Genomic DNA, 20,392 nt, shown 5'->3' on the forward strand with positions numbered 1-20,392 from the left:
CTCTATGGAAAAACCCTCAGACATTTTGACCAAGGAACAGATTCTCATTGCGACAGAAGACACTCTTAGGCGATTTGGTGTAGCCAAAAGCTCCGTGACCGATGTTGCTAAAGTATTGGGAGTAAGTCATGGCACCATTTACCGACACTTTAAAAGCAAAGCCGAGCTTCTTGAAGGTGTGACCGAAAAATGGCTAAATGAAAAGATTATCGATCCATTAACGGAGATATGTCAGGATTCATCTGTGCTGGGAATACCACATTTAAAACAATATATACAGACCCTGATCGAACTCAAGCAGTATTATGCCCGCGATGACGAGGAAATGTTCGAGATGTATACCCGTGTCACCGAGCAAGCGGCGGATTTAATCGACCAGCATATCTCCCACATTGTGAGCCAGCTCGCTGACATTATTGTGCGTGGGGGCATCACAACGGATCAGCCGGCCCAATTGGCACGTACGCTTTTTCATGCCACAGCTCGTTTTCATCATCCCGCACATGCTTACGAATGGAAAAGTCCGGCGACTCAGCGGGAGTTTTTGGAAGTGTGGATGCTTTTAGAAAAAGGGATATCTTAAACTATATAGAAAGAAGGTCAAACACATATGAAGCATTTGGATGGGAAAGTAGCCATGATCACCGGCTCCTCCAGAGGAATTGGACGTGCCATTGCCGAGCAGCTGGCTGATTTGGGTGCTAATGTAGTCGTCAATTATGCCAGCAGTGCGGACATTGCTAAAGAAGTAGTGGCCGGCATTGTTCAAAAAGGCGGAAAGGCCATAGCTCTCCACGCTGATCTGAGCAAGATGAGCGATATTGAAGCCTTATTTACAAATACGATTGCCGAATTTGGCAAAGTGGATATCCTGGTTAACAACGCTGGGCTGATGATTACCAAACCTCTGGCTGAGGTGACCGAAGCTGATTTTGACCAGCAGTTTGCACTGAATGTAAAGGGTACCTTCTTTGCCTGTCAGCAAGCGATGAAATACATGGAGAACTACGGAAGAATCGTGAACCTGTCCACGTCCGTGATTGGACAAATGTTTCCGGCCTATAGCGTGTATGCGGGTACAAAAGGCGCGGTGGAGCAATTTACCCGTCAGCTAGCCAAGGAGTTCGGAAGCAGACAAATTACGATCAACGCCGTGGCTCCCGGTCCTGTTAACACAGAGCTTTTTCAAGCAGGAAAAACAGAGCAGCAAATCGAAGGCATGAAGAAAATGAATGCTATGGGCCGTCTCGGTGAACCGGAGGATATCGCTGATGTGATTGAGTTTCTGGTCAGCGCTAAATCGCAATGGGTCACCGGGCAGACCATCCGCGTCAATGGCGGGTTCATCTAAAAGCTGGAATACATGAAATGGAGGCTATACACGTTCATGATATTACACAAAGGCGAGACTTTATTTCGACAAGGGGAAACTGGCCCTTTATATCACTTAAAGAGCGGCTTGTTAAAAATTATCCGAGTCCATGAGGACGGCTCACAAATTTTAGTTAATGTAATTGTGCCCGATGAAATCATCCCGCATCACTCTCTCATCAGTCCCAATCCCTATTATGGTACCGCGATGGCGCTGGTCACCTCAGAGATTGAGGTTCTGTCGCAAAAGGAATGGTACCTGAAGCTGGAGCAAGATCCGGCCCAATGCCGAGCCATCGCTTTGCAGCTACAGGATAAGCTGCGTATGATGCAGCAACGAATTGACCAGCTCACGGAGGTATCGCCTGCCGAGAAGCTTCGGAAGCTCCAACGCTGGTTCCACTCCTACATCGCACCCGCTACGTTAACAGACGTGCTGACGCAGGAGGAAATCGGGCAGTTCATCGGGCTGCGCCGAGAGACGATTAACCGGCTATTGCGTGCTTCAAGCGCTCCATCTGCGAAAGATGGTGACGATAATGCATCTCGATGAGTCTAAACCACTCTCCCGCATTCAACGCACCAAATCCAGGATGAGGGGAAGTAGACGACCCTGTTGATTTCTCAACGGTTGGCTCAATCTCTCTCATTTTACGGATCACCACGTTCAATCCTTCTGCAATCTCTTCTTTGCTCGTCGGTTGAGGGGGAGTATACTGCGGAGATGGTGGGACTTGAATACGTATGGGTGGATAGCTTCCCAAGTTAAATGCGGTTGTGCCCGCCTCCGTTTTAGTCCCTTTTTCCCCATTAGACTGTAGACAAAGCTCTATGTTCCTAAGATGCATATAAAGAGCAGAGTTCACCAAATGAAGATACATTTGTCCAAGCGACCATTGTCCCTCCTGCGGTGTGTACTGCAATTGCTCTAGGGTAAAGCTGTCCAATTCAAGAAGATAGTGCTGTGCCGTTTCTTCAAAACGCTGTAATGTTTCGCTTGTATTCATATAGTAAATGCCCCTCTCTATCAAAGTAGCTTTACTATACAAGAACGCTACTGACAGCATTATGTCAGTAGCATTTCAACATTTTTTCTACTTCTGTTCGGACACGCTCGCGAAGCGATTCAGGCTCCAGCACCACCACATCTGCGCCCCAACCAAGTATCCATGATAGTAGTTCCTCTGGGTGCCTAACACGGAGAAATACATGGATTCCATCCTCACGCTCCTCTATGGACTCCATATAAAAATGGTTCGCTTCCTTCAATTTATCTATAATATCCGAACGGGCCTTTAGATGAACATTGATGTGGCGGTCATCGACTTGCTTATAATCCTGCAAATTAAAATCAACAGGCAACTGATAACTATCCTCTAGCATGATCAGATCGTTCATACGCGACAAACGGAAATGGCGCAGCTGCTGCCGCAATTCGCATTGTCCAATCAAAACCCACGAACCATGAAGCAGAACCAGACCATAAGGGGCGACCACACGCACACTTTGGCGATTCCCGTCAGCCTCTGGCATTTTTTTGGAGTAGCCAAACCGAACCTTCCGTTTATCCAATACAGCAATACGCAGTATCTCCAAATAGGCTTTCTCTGTATGGTTTGTTCCTTTACCCTCCGCCAGCAGTCTGATCGTTGTCCGCACCTGAGAAACTTCCCTGCGAACGCTCTCTGGTAAAATAGCTTCAATTTTCCTGCGTGAAGCTTGTGCCTTCATGCCATAGTCTGTATCAAATTTTTGTTCGACGAAATCTGTCCCGATTAGCAGTGCCACAGCTTCTTCTGCAGTAAAGCTTACAGGTGGCAGGAAGTACCCCTCCATCAGGGAATATCCAATACCCGGTGCCCCCACAATCGGTACGCCAGATTCGCTTAGCGCCTGAATATCCCGATAGATCGTTCTTACACTCGTTTCGAAGATCGCCGCTAAATCCTCGGCCCGTAAAATATCCTTACGCTGCAACTCTAGCAAGATGGCCAGCAAGCGGTCGGTTTTATTCACACTACATCGCTCCGTCTTTAATAGGATCTAAAATGCACGAATATAAAAAAGCAATAAGGGCAGTGCACCACTGCGGCTTATTGCTCTTTTTTCATAAAACGTAGTCGCTTCTCTTTACTTATAATACACTTTTTCAACGTTATATTTAGCCTTTTGCGAATTGATGATGTAGGTTTCATAAATTTCACGATCTACCGCATCTTCCACAATACAGACCTCAATAATTGCTACTTCGTTCCGATAAGCCTTGATCGGAGAGACGTTATCTTCAAAATGCTTTTTGATTCTGGGTCTGAGCTTTCTTGCTTTACCAACGAACAGCAATTCCTCCTGTGCGTTGTAGAACATAAAGATACCCGCTTTATCTCTAGGGATCAGATGGAAATCTGTAAAGCCATAAATGTGGCTAAGCTCAGGGTTAGCCTGTTTGGTAATTGTGATATCCGGAATTGGGATCGTTATATTAATCACTGTGTCACTTCCTCATTCTATATAGGTGTAAATATTACCACAAAGATGAAGTTAACACCATTCCATAACATTATAGAGTGTCCCCCGGGACAGGTTTCGTCGTTCTTCCCGCCATTCCTTCGAGCGCCCAGACAAGCCCCCCCACAGCAAGGGTGGAGACGACCGCTATAATTGCTGTTCCGCCGACATGCAGCAGCAACACGGGAACCCACAGCAGTCCAAGTATCCGATGGATGGTTCGCATCCACTTGTTACGTACCTTATTAATATAGAAGCCGTACCCGGAGATAGCCAGTATAATGGAAAAAGCCGCCAGTCCGGAAAAGGTTTTGTGATCTTGAAATTTAGTAATCAGGAAATAGGCACCGTGAACAGCAATAAGAATCAAGGTCGCCCAACCCAGCAGTTTATGCAAGGAATGAAACAACTTCCCGGCTTTTCTAACCAACATTGACGGTGATCTCAGCTTCTTCTTAAACCAGAACCAACAGAAAGATGCCGCTCCAAGGAACACAGAGATCGTACCTAAGGTATTAAATATTTCTCCATTGCCCCCACCACCTTTTCCGCCGGGACGTCCGCCCATGTGCTCTGGTAGATTGCCGCCTCCCGGAGGTCGCATGCCAGGCTTGCCACCGGAAACCGAGGACATGTAGTAATAGTAGATTACGAGTAGAGCCGCTACCGTAACTGCGATGATTGCCGGAATCCAAACCTTCTTTTTCATTTTCGTTTTCATTAATTATGCATCCTCCCCGGGAAAATTGCCTTGATTGTACCCGGTCAAGCTGAAAACAAGATTAAAGCTGGCTGAAAGTATCCCTTTTTGGGGTATATAAAATCTTACAATGATAACAATATATATAAATTGTTATCAAAGAGGTGTTGAAAAATGAAACAAGATGAAAATCATGCCACCTTTCCACAATTTCCAGAATCATATTGGTTAGCTTCAACGGATATCCCCAGTTTTCCCAAGCCTAGTGAAGATATTCAGGTGGATGTTGCCATTGTAGGTGCGGGGATCACTGGTATCACCACTGCTTATTTACTTTCAAAAAAAGGGCTAAACGTCGCGGTCGTCGACGCAGGGCGGATACTTCATGGAACAACGGGCCATACAACTGCCAAAATTACCGCACAACATGATTTGATCTATAGCGAGTTTCTCTCCCATTTTGGTAAGGAGAAAACCAGGCTCTATTACGAAGCCAACCGCGATGCTCTGCAATTTATCAGACAAACGGTAGAAGAGTATCATATCGATTGTCAATTTACAGAAGAAGACGCCTACGTTTATACATGTGCAGATACGCATGTAGAAAAAATCGCCGACGAATATAAAGCATACAAGGAACTTGGCATCCCAGGAAGGTATGTCGAACAAACGCCTCTACCCTTTTCAACTAAAGCAGCTATTATGATGGAAAATCAAGCTCAGTTTAATCCTGTTCCTTTCTTAAGGTATCTGGCTAATCAAGTCATTCAGCAAGGCGGAAAAATTTATGAGCAGACCACCGTTGCTGGTGTGGAGCAAGGAAACCCGGCCACCCTTAATACCAGCGACGGATATAAAATAACCTGCAACCATGTCGTTTCCTCCTCTCATTTTCCGTTCAATGATCCAAACGCTCTTTATTTTGCGCGATTGCATGCCGAGCGCTCTTATGTATTAGCCGTCAAGACCGACAGAACCTATCCGGGCGGTATGTACCTAAGTGCAGAAACTCCAAAACGTTCGCTTCGCTCCGTCCTAATAAAGGGTGAACCGATGGTCATCATCGGTGGCGAAGGCCACAAAACGGGCCAGGGAATCTGCACATTTCAGTACTACGAAGCATTAGAAAAGTTCGCAGAGCAAACATTTGGGTTAAAGGAAATCGTCTATCGCTGGTCGGCCCAAGACTTGTACACGCTAGACAAGCTCCCTTATATTGGGCAGGAACTATCCGATGTTTCTAACATCCTCGTTGCTACGGGCTATAAAAAATGGGGGATGACGACAAGTGTCGCGGCAGCTTTATTAAATACGGATCTGATAACCAGAAAGGAAAGCCCGTACCGGGATCTTTTCACCCCCTCAAGATTTCATGCAGACCCTGACATTAAAACATTTGTAACCCAAAATGCGAATGTAGCGAAGCACTTGATTGCCGGGAAGCTGGAAATTAGCTATAAAAAAGCCGAAGAGCTCCAGCAAGACGAAGGGGCAGTCATCCGGGTAAACGGCAAAAGGGCGGGCGCATATCGAGACCCACAAGGAACATTACACCTGGTGGACACTACGTGCACCCATATGGGCTGCGAAGTCGAATGGAACGAGGCGGAAAGAACATGGGATTGCCCTTGTCATGGCTCACGCTATTCATATCAAGGTGAAGTCATTGAAGGGCCGGCTAAAAAAGCACTTGGCAAGGTTGAGTCCGAATAGCACGACCCTTTCTGAATAAACCTAGTTATGCTGGACAATATACCTTTCAGAGTCATAAAAGTAAGGTGATCCTATGATAAGCCAAGTCCAAATCAAAGCTATTGATATGCATGAGCAAATTTCAACGTACATGATTGAACGTGGCTGGTATCACCCATGGAACGTAAACGAGCAGCTATCGATGGATCTGCAAAATATCAACACTGCATTACAAGCTCCAGTTTTTTTGTAACAGGATGCCGTGGGCATTATACGAAGCACGTCTTTGCTTATCTATGAAAACGACAAAGCCGTCCTTCACGCCAATTGGTGTAAAGACGGCTTTGTGAGTTATATCATGATCCTATTATTCGGCTTGCCAATTTGGCATCCGCTCTGCCGGGTAACGAAGGCCTGCGGCCATGCCTTTGGGGATGATGGCGTTAATCGTCTCCATTTCTTCTGTGGACAAGTCTACATCAACTGCTCCTGCATTTTCCTCTAAATACTTAACCCGTTTGGTGCCAGGAATCGGTACAATTCCCTCTTGCGCAAGCAGCCAGGCCAAAGCCAGTTGAGAAGGTTTGACCCCTTTTTGAGCAGCTAGGTCCTTAACATGCTGCACCAGATCCAGATTCTTTTGGAAATTTTCAGGCTGAAAACGCGGCACAGTGCGACGGAAATCATCTTCTGCGAAATCATCAAACTTCTGAATTTGTCCGCTCAAAAAGCCGCGGCCAAGTGGACTGTAGGCCACAAATTCGATGCCCAGCTCCTTACATGTCGGTATAACCTCATCTTCCGCTTCCCTGCTCCATAAGGAGTATTCCGTTTGCAGTGCTGTAATCGGATGTACCTTGTGAGCGCGTCTGATCAGTGCAGGAGACGCTTCAGATAGCCCCAGATAGCGGACTTTTCCCGCTTGGACCAGATCACTCATCGCCCCTACCGTTTCTTCGATAGGTACATTGGGGTCGACACGGTGTTGGTAGTATAAATCAATCACATCTACGCCCAATCTTTGCAGGCTGCGATCACATGCCTGTTTTACATATTCGGGACGGCCGCTTACCCCCATAAATGCACCATCTTCCCCGCGCATAATCGAAAACTTGGTAGCTAACACCACTTCATCACGCCGGCTGCGCAGAACTTGGCTAATCAGTTCTTCATTTTTTCCCACACCGTAGGTGTCGGCAGTATCCCAAAAGTTGATTCCCAGCTCCAACGCACGATGAAGCGTTTTGATTGATTCCTGATCATCCAACTCACCATAATACTCGGACATTCCCATGCAGCCCAGCCCTAGAGCAGATACTTGAAGGTCGCTGTTACCCAGTTGTTTCTTTTTCAATTCTATCACTCCTAAATTGTCAGAATAGTTACGTATTTCCTAATCACCACGTTACATCCCGTATGTTACTACTTAAAGTTAACTTCAAGTCAAGTGGGATTTCGACATGCTGTTTTCATTTTGTAATTATGTATGAACAGAAGCGCTTCATAGCTTCTGAAAGAAGGTAAAGAAATTCATTTACAGTGCTAAGGCCTCTTCTGTAATCTTTTTGATATCAATGGATGATGGCGTCTCTTCCTTAACCATATCTGGCAGGATATGTTCCAAAAAATATTCGACGCATTTTAATTTAATATTTTTGATTTTTACAAGCGCATTGCGATACATCACGACAAATTCCTTTTCGGTATTCCCTCGCTGAAGCTCGGCAAACGCTTCATACACCTGATCCATTTTATCCGCAACCTCTAGAATTAAGCCTTCAACCGAATCATCTTTACCCTCTCTTAACTGTTTGCGGAAAATCGCTTTAAAATCCTCTGGAATATTCTCTTCAATAAAATACTCAATCATGCCTTCTTCGACCTGCTGGATTAATAGCCGCAGTTCCTTGGAGGAATGCTTCACAGGCGTTTTAATGTCTCCAATAAAAATCTCCCCGTAATCGTGACTGCTGGTAATCTCGTATAGCTTTTTCCAGTCAATTCGGACACCGTTTCTCTCTTCAATATCAGCCAGCGTTTTGGCATATTGTACTACTTTCCAAGAATGAGCCGATACACTATGTTCCTCGAATTTAAACTTGCCCGGACAACGAATAATTCTTTCCAACTCATTAAGCGATCGAAAATAGGTGTGAATCCCCATCCATACATCCATCCTTTAAACGTTATGAGATTGCAGATACACACCAACTATAAACCTCAACTATTAACAGCAGATTATCGCAACATCAAGTTGAATCGATCACATATAGCACATACACAAATTTTGCTATACACTTTATATAAAAATGTAAAAAGTGGTGAAATCATTGTTCAAAATCTTGCTGATTGAAGATGATCAAACTTTGTTCCATGAAATCAAGGACAGGTTAACTCAATGGGCCTATGATGTGTATGGAATCCAGGATTTTAGTAAAGTCATTCAAGAATTCACAACGATAAAGCCTGATCTGGTCGTGATTGATATCCAGTTGCCGAAATTTGATGGCTTCCATTGGTGTCGAATGATTCGATCTCACTCTAACGTCCCGATTATCTTCTTATCATCGCGCGATCATCCTACGGATATAGTGATGTCAATGCAGCTTGGGGCGGATGATTTTATCCAAAAGCCCTTCCATTTTGATGTACTGATTGCCAAATTACAGGCGACACTTCGCCGCGTATACAATTACAATACAGAGCCCACTTCCCTCAAAACCTGGTGTGGTGCCACAGTCGATTACGAAAAGAATATCGTGACCCATGAGGCAGGTTCCATCGAATTAACCAAGAATGAAATTTATATATTAAAGCTGCTGATTGAGCAAAAGAACAAAATTGTCTCCCGGGAGGAGTTAATTAAAAGCCTATGGGATGATGAACGCTTTGTCAGCGACAACACCCTGACTGTCAACTTGAATCGCCTGCGGAAAAAGCTGGATGAGCTGGATTTGGGCCGTTTCATTGAAACGAAGGTGGGACAAGGCTATATGGCCATCGAAGAGGCACCTGCCTATGATTAGAGCATACTTGAAAGAAAGGCGGAGCTGGATTGCATTATTTGTATGCCAACAAATGCTGATCCTTCTCATCGCTTATGTGGATGCGGCAATCCCGTTGACGCCGATCCTGTATGTCGTTTTCTTATCTATGTTGGTTTTTTCGGTTTTTCTAATCGTCCGCTATCCCAAGGAAACCAAGTTCTATCGGGCCCTGGAGGGATGGGAGGGTTCCCTCGAATTAACCGGCATGGGCGAACCTGAGAGTCCGTTTGAGCGAATTATTGAACACAAAATAATCCATCAGACCGAACGATTACAACAGATCATCTCGCAAAATCAATTGACCCTCGAACATGAAAAAGATGAGCTGTTATCCTGGATTCATGAGGTAAAAACACCTTTAACCGCCATGCATCTGATGATTGAGCGACTGGAGGACAAATCTCTTAAGGCTCAGCTAACCTATGAATGGCTGCGAATTCATTTATTGCTGGACCAACAGTTGCATCAGAAGCGCATATCTTTTATTGAAAACGATTTGTATATTGAGCAAATAGATCTTAAATCTCTCGTTTTTAAAGAAATCAAAGCATTACAGTCATGGTGCATCCAAAAGGGGATCGGTTTTGACATCCTGCTTGAGCAAATGGAAGTGCTGAGTGATGCCAAATGGCTGGCTTTTATCATCAGGCAGCTCTTAACCAATGCCATCAAATATAGCGATGCCAGTGATATTATCATTCACAGCTATGAACAGGGAGACCGAATACAGCTTGAGGTTCAAGACTTTGGGCGCGGAATTGATCCGAAGGATATACCTCGCATTTTCGAGAAAGGTTTTACATCCACAACCCAACACTCTGATCATACTTCAACAGGCATGGGGTTATATTTAGCGAAAAAGGCAGCACAATCCTTGCTCATACATATAGATGTGCACTCCAAACCGAACACGGGTACTACCTTCACTTTAATTTTTCCCAAACGAAATGATTTTGTAAGTATGCTGAGCATGTGACAGAGATGTCACATGCTTTTATGTATTGTTCGCCGATTCAAAGGAAAAACATCAGCGCGGTTTTTATAATAAGGCTACAAGAACAATAAGGAGTGCATGAAGTGAATATTTTAGAAGCCCACAAAATTCATAAAACCTATGGTAATAAGCTAAATATGCAGGAGGTTTTGAAGGGAATAGATATCGTCATTGAAGAAGGGGAATTTGTCAGTATTATGGGAGCCTCTGGCTCAGGTAAAACCACATTGCTAAATGTCCTTTCCTCCATTGATAAAGTAAGCCACGGTTCCATTAAAATCAATGACATCGAAATGACGAAAATGAAAGAAAAGCAACTGGCTGAATTCCGCAAACAGCATTTAGGCTTTATTTTTCAAGAGTATAATCTGCTGGATACGCTCACCGTGAAGGAGAATATCCTTTTGCCCCTATCTATCACTAAAACGCCTAAAAAAGAGGCTAACCGAAGATTTCAGGAAGTCGCTACAGAACTGGGGATTTATGAGCTCAAGGACAAATATCCCAATGAAATCTCGGGCGGACAGAAACAGCGTACATCTGCGGCTAGAGCGTTTATCCATGAGCCTACGATTATTTTCGCCGATGAACCTACGGGGGCGCTGGATTCAAAGTCGGCTTCCGATCTATTAAACAAGCTAGGTCAGCTGAACCGAAAGCGCAAGGCCACGATTATTATGGTCACGCATGATCCTGTCGCAGCCAGCCATTGTAGCCGCGTCATATTTATTAAGGATGGGCAAGTATATACCCAGCTTCATAAAGGCATGCAGGAAAGACAAAGCTTCTTCCAGGATATCATGAAAACTCAAGCGGTCTTAGGTGGGGTTCAACATGAACATTAATGTACTCATTCTAAAAAATCTGAAAAAAAACCTGAGCAATTATTATCTCTATGTTTTTGCTCTCATTTTCAGTGTTGCGCTCTATTTCGCTTTCGTCACCATACAGTACGATCCCTCCATGGACGAAGTGAAGGGCTCTATTAAAGGTGCAGCTTCCATACGGGCAGCCAACGTTTTACTGGTTGCTATTGTCTGCATTTTCCTGATGTATGCCAATAATATTTTTATAAAGAGACGAAGCAAAGAAATTGGCTTATTTCAATTAATCGGGATGACAAAAAGCAAAATCTTTCGCATTTTAAGTGCTGAAAACTTAATTTTATACTTTGGTTCTCTTTTCGTTGGAATTGGAATTGGATTTTCTTTTTCCAAATTAGTGATCATGATCTTATTTAAGACGACAGGCGTCGAAGCCATTGCCACTCTATATTTCTCTATCCAAGCACTGACCCAAACACTCATCGTTTTTGTTGCCATCTACTTGCTGATCATGGTCATGAATTACTCTTTTATCAAAAGACAAAGTATTTTATCTTTGTTCCGAGTAACCTCAACTACCGAAGGGAAAATCAAGAAAATAACGATTTTTGAGATGGTCATCGGGATCATGGGCATCTCGCTTATCGCTTTGGGATATTATGTTTCCTCCAGATTATTTGGTGGTGACTTTACCTCCTTAAATGAACTATTTATGGCGATGGTATTTATTTTAGGTTCTGTCATCATCGGAACACTTCTTTTTTATAAAGGGTCCATCCGCTTTATTTCCAATATGATCAGAAAAAGCAAAGGCGGCTACTTAAACATTCATGAGGTACTGTCTCTCTCATCTATCATGTTCCGCATGAAATCTAATGCTTTGTTGCTGACCATTATTACAACCGTATCTGCACTCGCCATTGGGTTGCTCTCCTTAAGCTATATTGCCTATTATTCTGCCGATCAAGCAGCTGAGGAGAATGTACCTTCCCATTTTGCGATGACGAACATACCAGATGCAGAGAAATTCAAGACTTTACTTCATGAGCATGATATAAAGTATCGAGAAAAGAAAATTGAAGTGATTCAAGTCAGTGTAAACGCAGCGCAAATCATGGAGACTCCGCCGAAAGATCTAAATGTCGGTGCGGATTCCACGATACTGCCTGTCATTAGCGATCAATCTGTGGAGGATACGGATGTATCTCCAGGACAGACGATTTTAACAGGCTATAATGATTTTTTACAGAAATTTATGTCCTTGAAAAATTTTGGTCCCCTGGATTTGAAGGGAAAAACAGAAGTTATACATCAACAATATGTAGGTCTAAAAAGGGATTATGTCATTCCTTACTATTTTACAGTCGGAGGACTACCCACTGCCATTGTAGACGAAACCATCTTTGAGCGGTTAAAGAAAGACGTAAATCCTAAGATTCAGAAGAAGTCATCCCTATATATCGGAATTGATATATTAAATGCAGCACAGATCAAAGAGGCCGATCGCCTGTTTGCAGCTGCGAATTTTAACGATCAACAAACATCACAGCTTGAAATGAGCAGCAATCAGAAGAGCAATATGGGAGTGATCATGTTTGTAGTTGGCTTTTTGGGACTTACTTTTCTTATTACATCAGGCTGCATCCTTTATTTTAAGCAAATGGATGAGAGCGAAGACGAAAAGTCCAATTATACTGTGTTGAGAAAGTTGGGGTTCACCCAGAGCGACCTGCTGCGAGGCATTAAAATCAAACAACTCTTTAACTTCGGCATTCCGTTAGTGATCGGTCTATCACACAGCTATTTCGCCGTCCAATCTGGCTGGTTCATGTTTGGAACCGAAGTTTGGATGCCTATGATCATCGTAATGGTGCTATACACTGCCTTATACTCCATTTTCGGGGTGCTATCCATTCTGTATTATAAAAAGGTCATTAAATCCGCATTATAATCGACCAAAATTCAAAATGTCCCCTGGCAAAAGTGCCAGGGGCTTTTCCAAGTATTTGAGCATTTTCGTTCCTGCGTGTACAATAAAATAACTATCATCGTAACCCCAAAGGGGGAGAGCTTATATTATTATTCATCATCAATGGCATCGGCATGGCAGCAAATATTATACTCGGTTCCTCTGTAGGGGTGGCTATAATCGTAGGCATCGTCTTTTTCCTGATCGGCTTTCCTGAGTTTAAAAAATCGCCAAAGCTCACGAACAAGGCTAAAAAAGACATCACTTATATTATGTCAACACTATTAACGCTTGTGATATTCGTAGTTATCGTTTCTTGGAATATTCATACTTCAGGTGACCTGTTTCTTGAAGGTCCGCTAACACCGCAGATGAAGCTTCACTGGGGGCAAAAGGTATTGATTCTAGGATTGGCAGAAGGTCTATGGGCTGTCATTAGTCTAAAATGGCTGTTGCCCTTCTTTTTTGATCCACTGGACCTCAGTAAGAAGCAAATCCTCGTTTTAGTGAGCGGGATTGCATTTAGTGTGGTTTCAGGGATCTATGCCGTGCTTGAAGCAAGCTAACGCAAAGGCGCAAATCCCTCTACTTGCTTCAGAATCTGCTCAATTTTTGCGCAAGTCTCCGATTGCAGCGTCACCTCGACTGCTTTCACATTTTCCTCGATCTGTGCTGGTTTAGTAGCCCCAATCAGTGCAGCGCTGATCCCCGGTTCTCTCAAAATCCAGGCAAGCGCAAGTTGTGACAGGGTGACACCCAAGTCCTTTGCCAGCTGATCCAGTTCCTGAACACAGCTCAGGATGGTGTCGTTCATGTAACTGCTGATGACGTTATTGACAGACGCATCAGCTCCGCGGCTGCCCGTCGGCATAGGCTGTCCCGGCTTGTATTTACCCGTGAGGATGCCTTGGGCCAGCGGCGAAAATACAATCTGACCGATGCCTACCTGCTCGGATACGGGAAGTACCTCATGTTCGATATAACGCTCGAACATATTATAGATCGGCTGATTGGCAATCAGCGGGCGCAGATTCAGCCTTTTCCCAATGCCATAGGCATCCGTGAGCTGGGCGGCACTCCATTCACTGACCGCAGCATACAAGATCTTACCTTGAGCCTGAAGATCATCTAGCGCCCGCAGTGTCTCTTCCAACGGAGTTTCTGGATCATAACGATGGCAGAAGTAAATGTCGATATAATCCGTGCCGAGGCGCTTTAGACTCGCCTCACATTGCTCCATAATGTGCTTGCGAGACAATCCCCTGTCATTGGGACCGGAATCCATAGGAAAGTACACCTTGGTAGAAAGCACATAGCTCTCTCTGCGATAAGGCTTCAATGCCGCTCCCATAGCCTTCTCACCTTTTCCACGGTTATACGCGTTTGCGGTATCAAAGAAATTGATGCCAAGTTCAAAAGCTTTGGCAATACAGGTATGAGCAGCTTCCTGCTCGGCGGCTGTACCGTACGTTAGCCAACTTCCCAACCCGATTTCACTAATTTTAAGACCGCTATTGCCGACATTTCTATATTTCATATCTACTCCTTCTTTCATAAGAAGTTTACATTGATATATTTTAGCATGTAAACCCTTTCATTAAAACAAATAATAAGGGTCTGACTTCATTACTGCTAAGCCTCTATTTATGGTGAAGTTGGTTACCTCATTTGGCTTTTCCGCATTGTAAACGCTGATAAAGCTGTGATAAAATATAGTTAAGAAGAACACAATAAATAAAGAGCAAGGATGCTTGAACAGCCTTGCTCTTTAGCAACAGCCGCTTTTAAGGGCGGTCGGCTATGGATTTAGATCAGTGAAGAAATAGACCGTTTACCTTGTCCGAGGGCGGTCTATTTCTTTTTGTTTTGGTTCAACGCAATAACAATTGTGACGATAATCCAATTAACGCAATAACCAGCGTCCGAACATCATCATTAATGTCAGAGCATCTTTAACCTCCACAGGCATCACCTTCCTTTGCAGGAGATTAGCCGACCGCCCATCTAAGCCATTCTGTTGTTAAGTAATATTAACCATATGGATATGTTATCAGTAATAATAAAACTCTCTTAAATCCCATTCGGAAAAAGCGCATCATATGCAGGACAAGGCAGTTTGTCGAGAAACTCCTGAAGCTGCTTCGGCTTATTTTTGTAAATATCCTTTAAGGACGTTCCGTTATAAATATTACCGATGACCACTGGATGACATAGTTCACAGATTAGGATATCACCGTTCCCATGAAGATGAAGCTGCTTCTTACCGTCAACACAGTTGGAAAAATAAACACCTGGCTGCTCCTTGAACCCCAGCGCCTCAGCAAAACGGTCCATACAGGTGAAATACAGCACGGTATCGTCCTTTTTATGTGCGATGAGGTCATGCACGGAACGGATGAGTGCCGCCTTGGTGGAGATAGCGTTCCAGTTTGTATGATCCATCACGATGCTGTTTTGGATTTCATGGATGCGCACACCGAGTTCGTAGACTTTTTTACTGATCGCTGGCATGTTGTTCTGCGTCTCTTCAAAAAGCAAAGTCTCCAGCACTGTTTCCAGCTTGGCTTCGGTACACAACCGAATATTTTGCACGATTTTCTCATACATACGAGGGTGAACATGATAATAGGCTGCATATTTATCGGCATCCGTGAAGTTGAAAGAGATATGAATATTGGAAAGTCCCGCGTCACGCAACTTCTCAATTCGTTCAGGGCTGAGCAAACTCGCATTGGTATTGAGCTGGGTAGCAATTCCCTTGCTCGTACAGTGAGCCACGATGTCCAGACAATCCTCATACTTCAGGGTTACTTCACCCCCGGACAGTCGCACACGCTTTAACGTTGGAATATCATCAATGATACCTATGACCTCTTTGCTGCTGATACATTGTCCATCGTTCCGCTGATATGCACAGCAGTAATCACACTTGAAGTTGCAATTAGAGGTAACCCCGACTTCCAGCCCCTCCAGCTCATAGATACCCGGCTTCTCCAGTTCAAGTGCTTTATATTTATTCTCTATACTCACTTTCTTATTGTCCTCCCGATCTCAGGCTTGTGTCTTGAATTCCCTTGAGATTATACAGAATGGAAGCAGTTCAGAGATATGACATTGGTAACGGTAGGAGTATAAGAGCAGAAAATGACTATCTAAACCATCATAATAAAGGTCATCCTTCACATTTATGTGCAAAGGACGACCTTTATTAGATAAACGGATTATTTTATAATTCCAGATAATTTGATATGAATTTTCGAAGTTCAAGATCATATAATTTATGTAGGTTAATATTGTGTCTTTGATCCTAGGCTTCTTAAACTAATTAATAAACATTCACAGTCATTGATCCTTTTACATTCCCTTTTACCCGCACTCGATAATCTTTACCGTCCATATGCTCCCAATGTAGATAAGAGGTACTACCCACATCAGCTGTTTTAGTCATACTATTGCTTCCATACCATCCTCCAGCCCAAGAGTCATAATACTCCATTCCTAAATCATAAGTTGAATTACTACCAGTATTCCTAGAGCTTGTTGAAATAACCTGAATACTCTCGCCATTGCTCACTGGAATATTACGTGGAATTTGATAATGAGTAGTTACTTCATAATTTGCGGACCATTTGAACCCTGTACTTGAAGGTTGCACAGACTGTAAAGTTTTTTCATCATGGAGTGGAGCATTATAAAAAGTGGAATAGCCATTTTCAGGCCCGTATTGCTGATCTAGTTGCTTTTCATAGTCCGACTCAGCAAAGGCTGCTGACGGAATGAGCACACTCCCTAAAAGAGTTGCTACCAGTACCTTTTTCAAAGCTCTATTCACTAACATAATATCATCCTTTAAATTGTTTTTTTGATCACATATGTTATAATACATAGAATATACCAAAAAGGAAGGTGAAATATGGTAAAAAAAGTTATATTCTGTCTTATTGCTGCTATACTACCTGTAGGATTACTCTCTGGATGTGGTCACCCCCCGTCTGTTGATAATCAAGTACCTGCTACTACCAAGCAAATAAAAAAAGAGGACCCCAAAAATGTGGAGGTTTTCCAACCTGTTAAAGATTACTTGGAAGCCATAAAAAAGAAAGATAGCGACAAAGCCCTTAGTCTACTCTCTAACAAATCGTCAATTCCTCTAGAAGAATTCCGTCAATCGGTTAAAGCAAGCTCAGTATCTTCTTTCACCATTGTTGACAGTAAAAAAATGTCTAATGACACCTATAAAGTCCTTACTCATGTAATACAAAAAGGTGAAGAATACGATATGGTTTTTCTATCCAAAAACACAGATGGCCTGTGGCTAGTAGAATTAAATACAGATAAGTCAAAGGATAATTTAACTTTTGATTAGGCATTACTTCTAGCACACAATCCCCTCCACAATTGTGATCAATATGTGAACTGGGCATAGTTCTCATTTCCAAATCCATACTGAGTATATCTGTTGGTAATGGAGGCGGAAAAATTATGAACAAAAGAATGAATCTGCTGATGTTCAGCGGCGATTATGATAAAGCAATGGCTGGGCTGATTTTGGCCAATACAGCTCGGGAGCTGGATGTCGAGGTTACGATGTTTTTTGCGTTCTGGGGATTATCATTGGTTCGTGATCCTGATAAAATGACGCTAGAGGACAAGACCCTTTACGAGAAACTGATGGATTTGATGACTCCCAAAGGGCCTGAATCCATGCCGCTGTCCCATATGAATTTTAGCGGTCTGGGCAAGCTGATGCTGACGGAAATGCTGGAAGACAATGAGGCACCGAAGCTGATTCATTTCCTGAAAGGAGCCCGGAAGAAAAACGTCAAATTTTATGCCTGCAAGCTATCGGTGGATATTATGGGCTTTAAACCGGAAGAATTCATACCTGAACTGGAAATTATCGAGGCCAAAACGTATCTGAAGGATGCGCTCGAATCGGATATGCAGCTTTTTATCTAATATATACTCATGCCTTATCCTACTGTTGGATAAGGCTTTTTATTTTGACTAAATGATGACATTCGCCCATTTTTTTTAACCTATTCTGGCCTATCTACGTACCCTAAGAAGACAGAACGACTTGGGAGGCGCCGTATGCTCATGGCTCGAATCGGAAGTAATAACTGTAGGTATCAGCCTTCTAACGAGGCTCATTTCCAAAAGTATCGCGAAAATACAATCGGTTATCACCAGACCTTTGAAACTCCATATGGGCTTAAACAGCTGATTTATGCGGATTGGGCAGCCAGCGGTCGCCTGTATGGACCCATCGAGTCGAAAATAGCTTATGAATTAGGTCCATTCGTGGCGAACACGCATACGGAGTCTAATTTGACAGGCACTTTGATGACCCAAGCCTATGAAAAGGCGAAACAAATCATTAAGAACCACGTTCATGCCAACGAACATGATATCATCCTATTCGCCGGGTCGGGGATGACAGGTGCGGTGAACAAGCTTCAGCGACTATTAGGATTGAAGATACATGAAAAATTAACCTCCCTCTACCCCATCACCGAAAAAGAACGCCCCGTTATTTTCGTTACTCACATGGAGCATCATTCCAATCATATTTCCTGGGCAGAAACCATGGGAGAGGTGGTGTGTATCCCTCCGGGTGCTGATGGAATGGTTGATCCAGCTCATCTTGAACGACTGCTGCTTCAATTTAGGCATCGCCCGGTCAAGATTGGTGCTTTTACCGCCTGCTCCAATGTTACAGGCTTCGAAGTGCCGATTCACCAGCTATCCCGCAAAATGCATGAACATGGCGGCGTATGCTTTGTTGATTTTTCAGCAAGCGCACCTTATACGGAAATCGACATGCATCCTACAGATCCCCTTGAGAAACTGGACGGGATTGTATTTTCTCCTCACAAGTTTCTTGGTGGCCCCGGCACAAGCGGCGTTCTCATCATGGATTCGCGGCTGTGTCTCAATTATGCTCCCGATCAGCCCGGAGGCGGCACGGTAAGTTGGACCAATCCCTGGGGGGGATACGAGTATAAAAATAGTATTGAAGCCCGTGAGGATGGAGGGACACCCCCTTTTTTACAGGCTGTTCGAACCGCATTCTGTATTCAGTTGAAGGAACAAATGGGATACAACCGCATATCGGAGCGTAAAAAGGAGCTGACCTCATTATTGCTAAAAAGCTTGAGCACCATACCCGGTCTGCACATTTTGGGGGGAAGCAGCCAAGATCGGCTGGGAATCGTTTCTTTTGTTATCGGCCATATCCACTATAACCTGATTGTAAAACTGCTAAATGACCGGTTTGGCATTCAGGTCCGAGGTGGCTGTTCATGTGCTGGCCCCTATGGACATTATTTGCTCGGTATCGACCAGCAAGCATCTAAGCAAATGACAGACCTGATCCATACGGGAGACTTATCACGGAAACCAGGCTGGGTGCGTCTATCGCTCCATCCCATGATGACGAATCAGGAGGTCTCCTATATGGTCTCCGCCATACGGGCTATCGTGGAAAACATTAGGGTCTGGCAAAAAGATTATACCTATCAACCGCAATCAAACGAATGGCAATCTATGAATGAACATAACAAAATAGACATCGGCAAATGGTTCAATTTTAGTGATTAAAAGACTTCTGTCCGTTCCCCTCTCTCAAAATCCTCATAGGATACACTGTAAGATTACTATATGAGGAAAGAAGTGACGACAATGGGTCTTAATTTTCGTAACAGTACTAATGCCGCTATCTATATTGCTTACGCTTATCCAAACTTCAGCTGCAGTCCTGTTAACTATGCCAAGATTGGCTGGTATCGTGTAGATCCTGGGCAGACAATAGAGGTTTGGAGTGGATATGCCGGAGGTAATACGTTCTATTACTATGCCGAAAGTAGCTTTGGACGCACATGGTCAGGCTCCTATTTTACCCAGCTTCCTAGCCAAGCCTTCCATTGGTGTTGGAACGTAGGATGTACAACCTGTAGAAATTTAGGTATGCGGCGGATTCCTGTAAGTTCAATCTACGCAAGTTACACCATCAACCTGATTACCAGCTCTAGCCAAAGCGCACCTCAAGCTGGGAATATCCGCTTAGCCTTGCCTTCCAAACAAAGCACAAAAGGCTCCTTAATCGTAAGAATACCTAGAAAGGCTAAAAAACTAAAACAAGGAAAACCTTTATCATCCAAGCGTGTTGCCGTACCCACAAAGCTGAGAAAGAAATGATGTAGAATTCCAAAAAGGCAATATGGCAGGAGATCTAAAGCAGAACTATTTTTTATATTAAAAGGAGCGACCTTATCGCTTATGGTCTGC

23 protein-coding genes are annotated in these 20,392 nt (G+C 43.7%); 14 read left to right on the top strand and 9 right to left on the bottom strand.

Translation table 11 applies throughout. The features are described 5' to 3' along the window. Positions 1–4 precede the first annotated feature (4 nt). From FKV70_RS09285 to FKV70_RS09295, 3 genes are read left to right on the top strand one after another with little or no spacing between them, the layout of a single operon-like run. Positions 5–583 carry a TetR/AcrR family transcriptional regulator gene (locus tag FKV70_RS09285; RefSeq protein ID WP_142612649.1) on the top strand — a complete coding sequence of 193 codons (579 nt, stop codon included), beginning with the start codon at positions 5–7 and terminating at the stop codon, positions 581–583. A 27-nt stretch (positions 584–610) separates the two neighbouring features. After that, on the top strand, positions 611–1,351 hold the full coding sequence (locus FKV70_RS09290) for an SDR family oxidoreductase (RefSeq protein ID WP_142612650.1): 741 nt from the start codon (positions 611–613) through the stop codon (positions 1,349–1,351). Between the two features lie 36 nt (positions 1,352–1,387). Continuing rightward, positions 1,388–1,924: a Crp/Fnr family transcriptional regulator gene (locus FKV70_RS09295; protein ID WP_013373777.1), complete on the top strand. Its 537-nt coding sequence runs from the start codon at positions 1,388–1,390 to the stop codon at positions 1,922–1,924. Here FKV70_RS09295 and FKV70_RS09300 read toward each other — a convergent pair. The 4 genes from FKV70_RS09300 to FKV70_RS09315 all read right to left on the bottom strand — a co-directional run bounded on the left by FKV70_RS09300 (position 1,857) and on the right by FKV70_RS09315 (position 4,597). Further along, a complete protein-coding gene (locus FKV70_RS09300; protein WP_064797576.1) occupies positions 1,857–2,378 on the bottom strand; it encodes a DinB family protein in 522 nt (173 codons plus the stop codon). The two genes, FKV70_RS09295 and FKV70_RS09300, sit on opposite strands and share 68 nt — an antisense overlap. 64 nt (positions 2,379–2,442) lie before the next feature. Continuing rightward, entirely contained in the window at positions 2,443–3,387 is a 945-nt protein-coding gene (locus tag FKV70_RS09305) for a helix-turn-helix transcriptional regulator (RefSeq protein WP_142612651.1), read from the bottom strand. A 114-nt stretch (positions 3,388–3,501) separates the two neighbouring features. Continuing rightward, a complete protein-coding gene (locus FKV70_RS09310) occupies positions 3,502–3,858 on the bottom strand; it encodes a nucleotide excision repair endonuclease (RefSeq protein ID WP_142612652.1) in 357 nt (118 codons plus the stop codon). 70 nt (positions 3,859–3,928) lie between these two features. Then, a complete protein-coding gene (locus FKV70_RS09315; protein ID WP_142612653.1) occupies positions 3,929–4,597 on the bottom strand; it encodes a hypothetical protein in 669 nt (222 codons plus the stop codon). A gap of 153 nt (positions 4,598–4,750) precedes the next feature. Between FKV70_RS09315 and FKV70_RS09320 the strand changes: the two genes are divergently transcribed. Then, on the top strand, positions 4,751–6,289 hold the full coding sequence (locus tag FKV70_RS09320; protein ID WP_142612654.1) for an FAD-dependent oxidoreductase: 1,539 nt from the start codon (positions 4,751–4,753) through the stop codon (positions 6,287–6,289). Positions 6,290–6,362: 73 nt separating this feature from the next. Further along, positions 6,363–6,521 (top strand): spore coat protein, encoded by a 159-nt coding sequence (locus FKV70_RS09325; RefSeq protein ID WP_280115067.1) that lies wholly within the window; start codon positions 6,363–6,365, stop codon positions 6,519–6,521. 114 nt (positions 6,522–6,635) lie between these two features. Here FKV70_RS09325 and FKV70_RS09330 read toward each other — a convergent pair whose 3' ends face one another. Further along, positions 6,636–7,622, bottom strand: a complete 987-nt coding sequence (locus FKV70_RS09330) for an aldo/keto reductase (protein WP_142612655.1) — start codon at positions 7,620–7,622, stop codon at positions 6,636–6,638. 180 nt (positions 7,623–7,802) lie between these two features. After that, on the bottom strand, positions 7,803–8,432 hold the full coding sequence (locus FKV70_RS09335) for a YfbR-like 5'-deoxynucleotidase (protein WP_063207510.1): 630 nt from the start codon (positions 8,430–8,432) through the stop codon (positions 7,803–7,805). A gap of 166 nt (positions 8,433–8,598) precedes the next feature. On the opposite strand from FKV70_RS09335, the gene FKV70_RS09340 reads away from it, so the two are divergent. The 5 genes from FKV70_RS09340 (at position 8,599) to FKV70_RS09365 (ending at position 13,668) form a co-directional block, all read left to right on the top strand. Then, on the top strand, positions 8,599–9,294 hold the full coding sequence (locus tag FKV70_RS09340) for a response regulator transcription factor (RefSeq protein WP_063207513.1): 696 nt from the start codon (positions 8,599–8,601) through the stop codon (positions 9,292–9,294). Beyond that, on the top strand, positions 9,287–10,291 hold the full coding sequence (locus FKV70_RS09345) for a sensor histidine kinase (protein WP_142612656.1): 1,005 nt from the start codon (positions 9,287–9,289) through the stop codon (positions 10,289–10,291). Before FKV70_RS09340 ends, FKV70_RS09345 begins: the two co-directional genes overlap by 8 nt. A 101-nt stretch (positions 10,292–10,392) precedes the next feature. Continuing rightward, positions 10,393–11,154 carry an ABC transporter ATP-binding protein gene (locus FKV70_RS09350; protein ID WP_142612657.1) on the top strand — a complete coding sequence of 254 codons (762 nt, stop codon included), beginning with the start codon at positions 10,393–10,395 and terminating at the stop codon, positions 11,152–11,154. Continuing rightward, positions 11,144–13,084: an ABC transporter permease gene (locus tag FKV70_RS09355; protein ID WP_142612658.1), complete on the top strand. Its 1,941-nt coding sequence runs from the start codon at positions 11,144–11,146 to the stop codon at positions 13,082–13,084. Before FKV70_RS09350 ends, FKV70_RS09355 begins: the two co-directional genes overlap by 11 nt. Before the next feature lie 188 nt (positions 13,085–13,272). Then, complete coding sequence (locus FKV70_RS09365) at positions 13,273–13,668, top strand: hypothetical protein (RefSeq protein ID WP_142612659.1); 396 nt, start codon at positions 13,273–13,275, stop codon at positions 13,666–13,668. Here FKV70_RS09365 and FKV70_RS09370 read toward each other — a convergent pair. From FKV70_RS09370 to FKV70_RS09380, 3 genes are all read right to left on the bottom strand, one after another. Next, positions 13,665–14,639: an aldo/keto reductase family protein gene (locus FKV70_RS09370; RefSeq protein WP_142612660.1), complete on the bottom strand. Its 975-nt coding sequence runs from the start codon at positions 14,637–14,639 to the stop codon at positions 13,665–13,667. The genes FKV70_RS09365 and FKV70_RS09370 overlap by 4 nt on opposite strands. A gap of 533 nt (positions 14,640–15,172) precedes the next feature. Next, complete coding sequence (locus FKV70_RS09375; protein ID WP_142612661.1) at positions 15,173–16,132, bottom strand: radical SAM protein; 960 nt, start codon at positions 16,130–16,132, stop codon at positions 15,173–15,175. A 295-nt stretch (positions 16,133–16,427) separates the two neighbouring features. Next, on the bottom strand, positions 16,428–16,934 hold the full coding sequence (locus FKV70_RS09380; RefSeq protein WP_142612662.1) for a hypothetical protein: 507 nt from the start codon (positions 16,932–16,934) through the stop codon (positions 16,428–16,430). A gap of 81 nt (positions 16,935–17,015) precedes the next feature. Between FKV70_RS09380 and FKV70_RS09385 the strand changes: the two genes are divergently transcribed. The 4 genes from FKV70_RS09385 (at position 17,016) to FKV70_RS09400 (ending at position 20,302) form a co-directional block, all read left to right on the top strand. Further along, the gene (locus FKV70_RS09385; RefSeq protein ID WP_142612663.1) at positions 17,016–17,468 is read left to right on the top strand and encodes a phosphoinositide-specific phospholipase C-related protein; all 453 of its coding nucleotides are present in this window, start codon (positions 17,016–17,018) and stop codon (positions 17,466–17,468) included. Between the two features lie 116 nt (positions 17,469–17,584). Then, positions 17,585–18,061 carry a DsrE/DsrF/DrsH-like family protein gene (locus FKV70_RS09390; RefSeq protein ID WP_063207532.1) on the top strand — a complete coding sequence of 159 codons (477 nt, stop codon included), beginning with the start codon at positions 17,585–17,587 and terminating at the stop codon, positions 18,059–18,061. Positions 18,062–18,196: 135 nt separating this feature from the next. Beyond that, positions 18,197–19,705 (top strand): aminotransferase class V-fold PLP-dependent enzyme, encoded by a 1,509-nt coding sequence (locus tag FKV70_RS09395; protein WP_142612664.1) that lies wholly within the window; start codon positions 18,197–18,199, stop codon positions 19,703–19,705. An 81-nt stretch (positions 19,706–19,786) separates the two neighbouring features. Further along, positions 19,787–20,302, top strand: a complete 516-nt coding sequence (locus FKV70_RS09400; protein WP_142612743.1) for a DUF1036 domain-containing protein — start codon at positions 19,787–19,789, stop codon at positions 20,300–20,302. Positions 20,303–20,392 lie beyond the last annotated feature (90 nt).

The organism is Paenibacillus ottowii (genome assembly GCF_006874425.1).
GTDB lineage: Bacteria > Bacillota > Bacilli > Paenibacillales > Paenibacillaceae > Paenibacillus > Paenibacillus ottowii.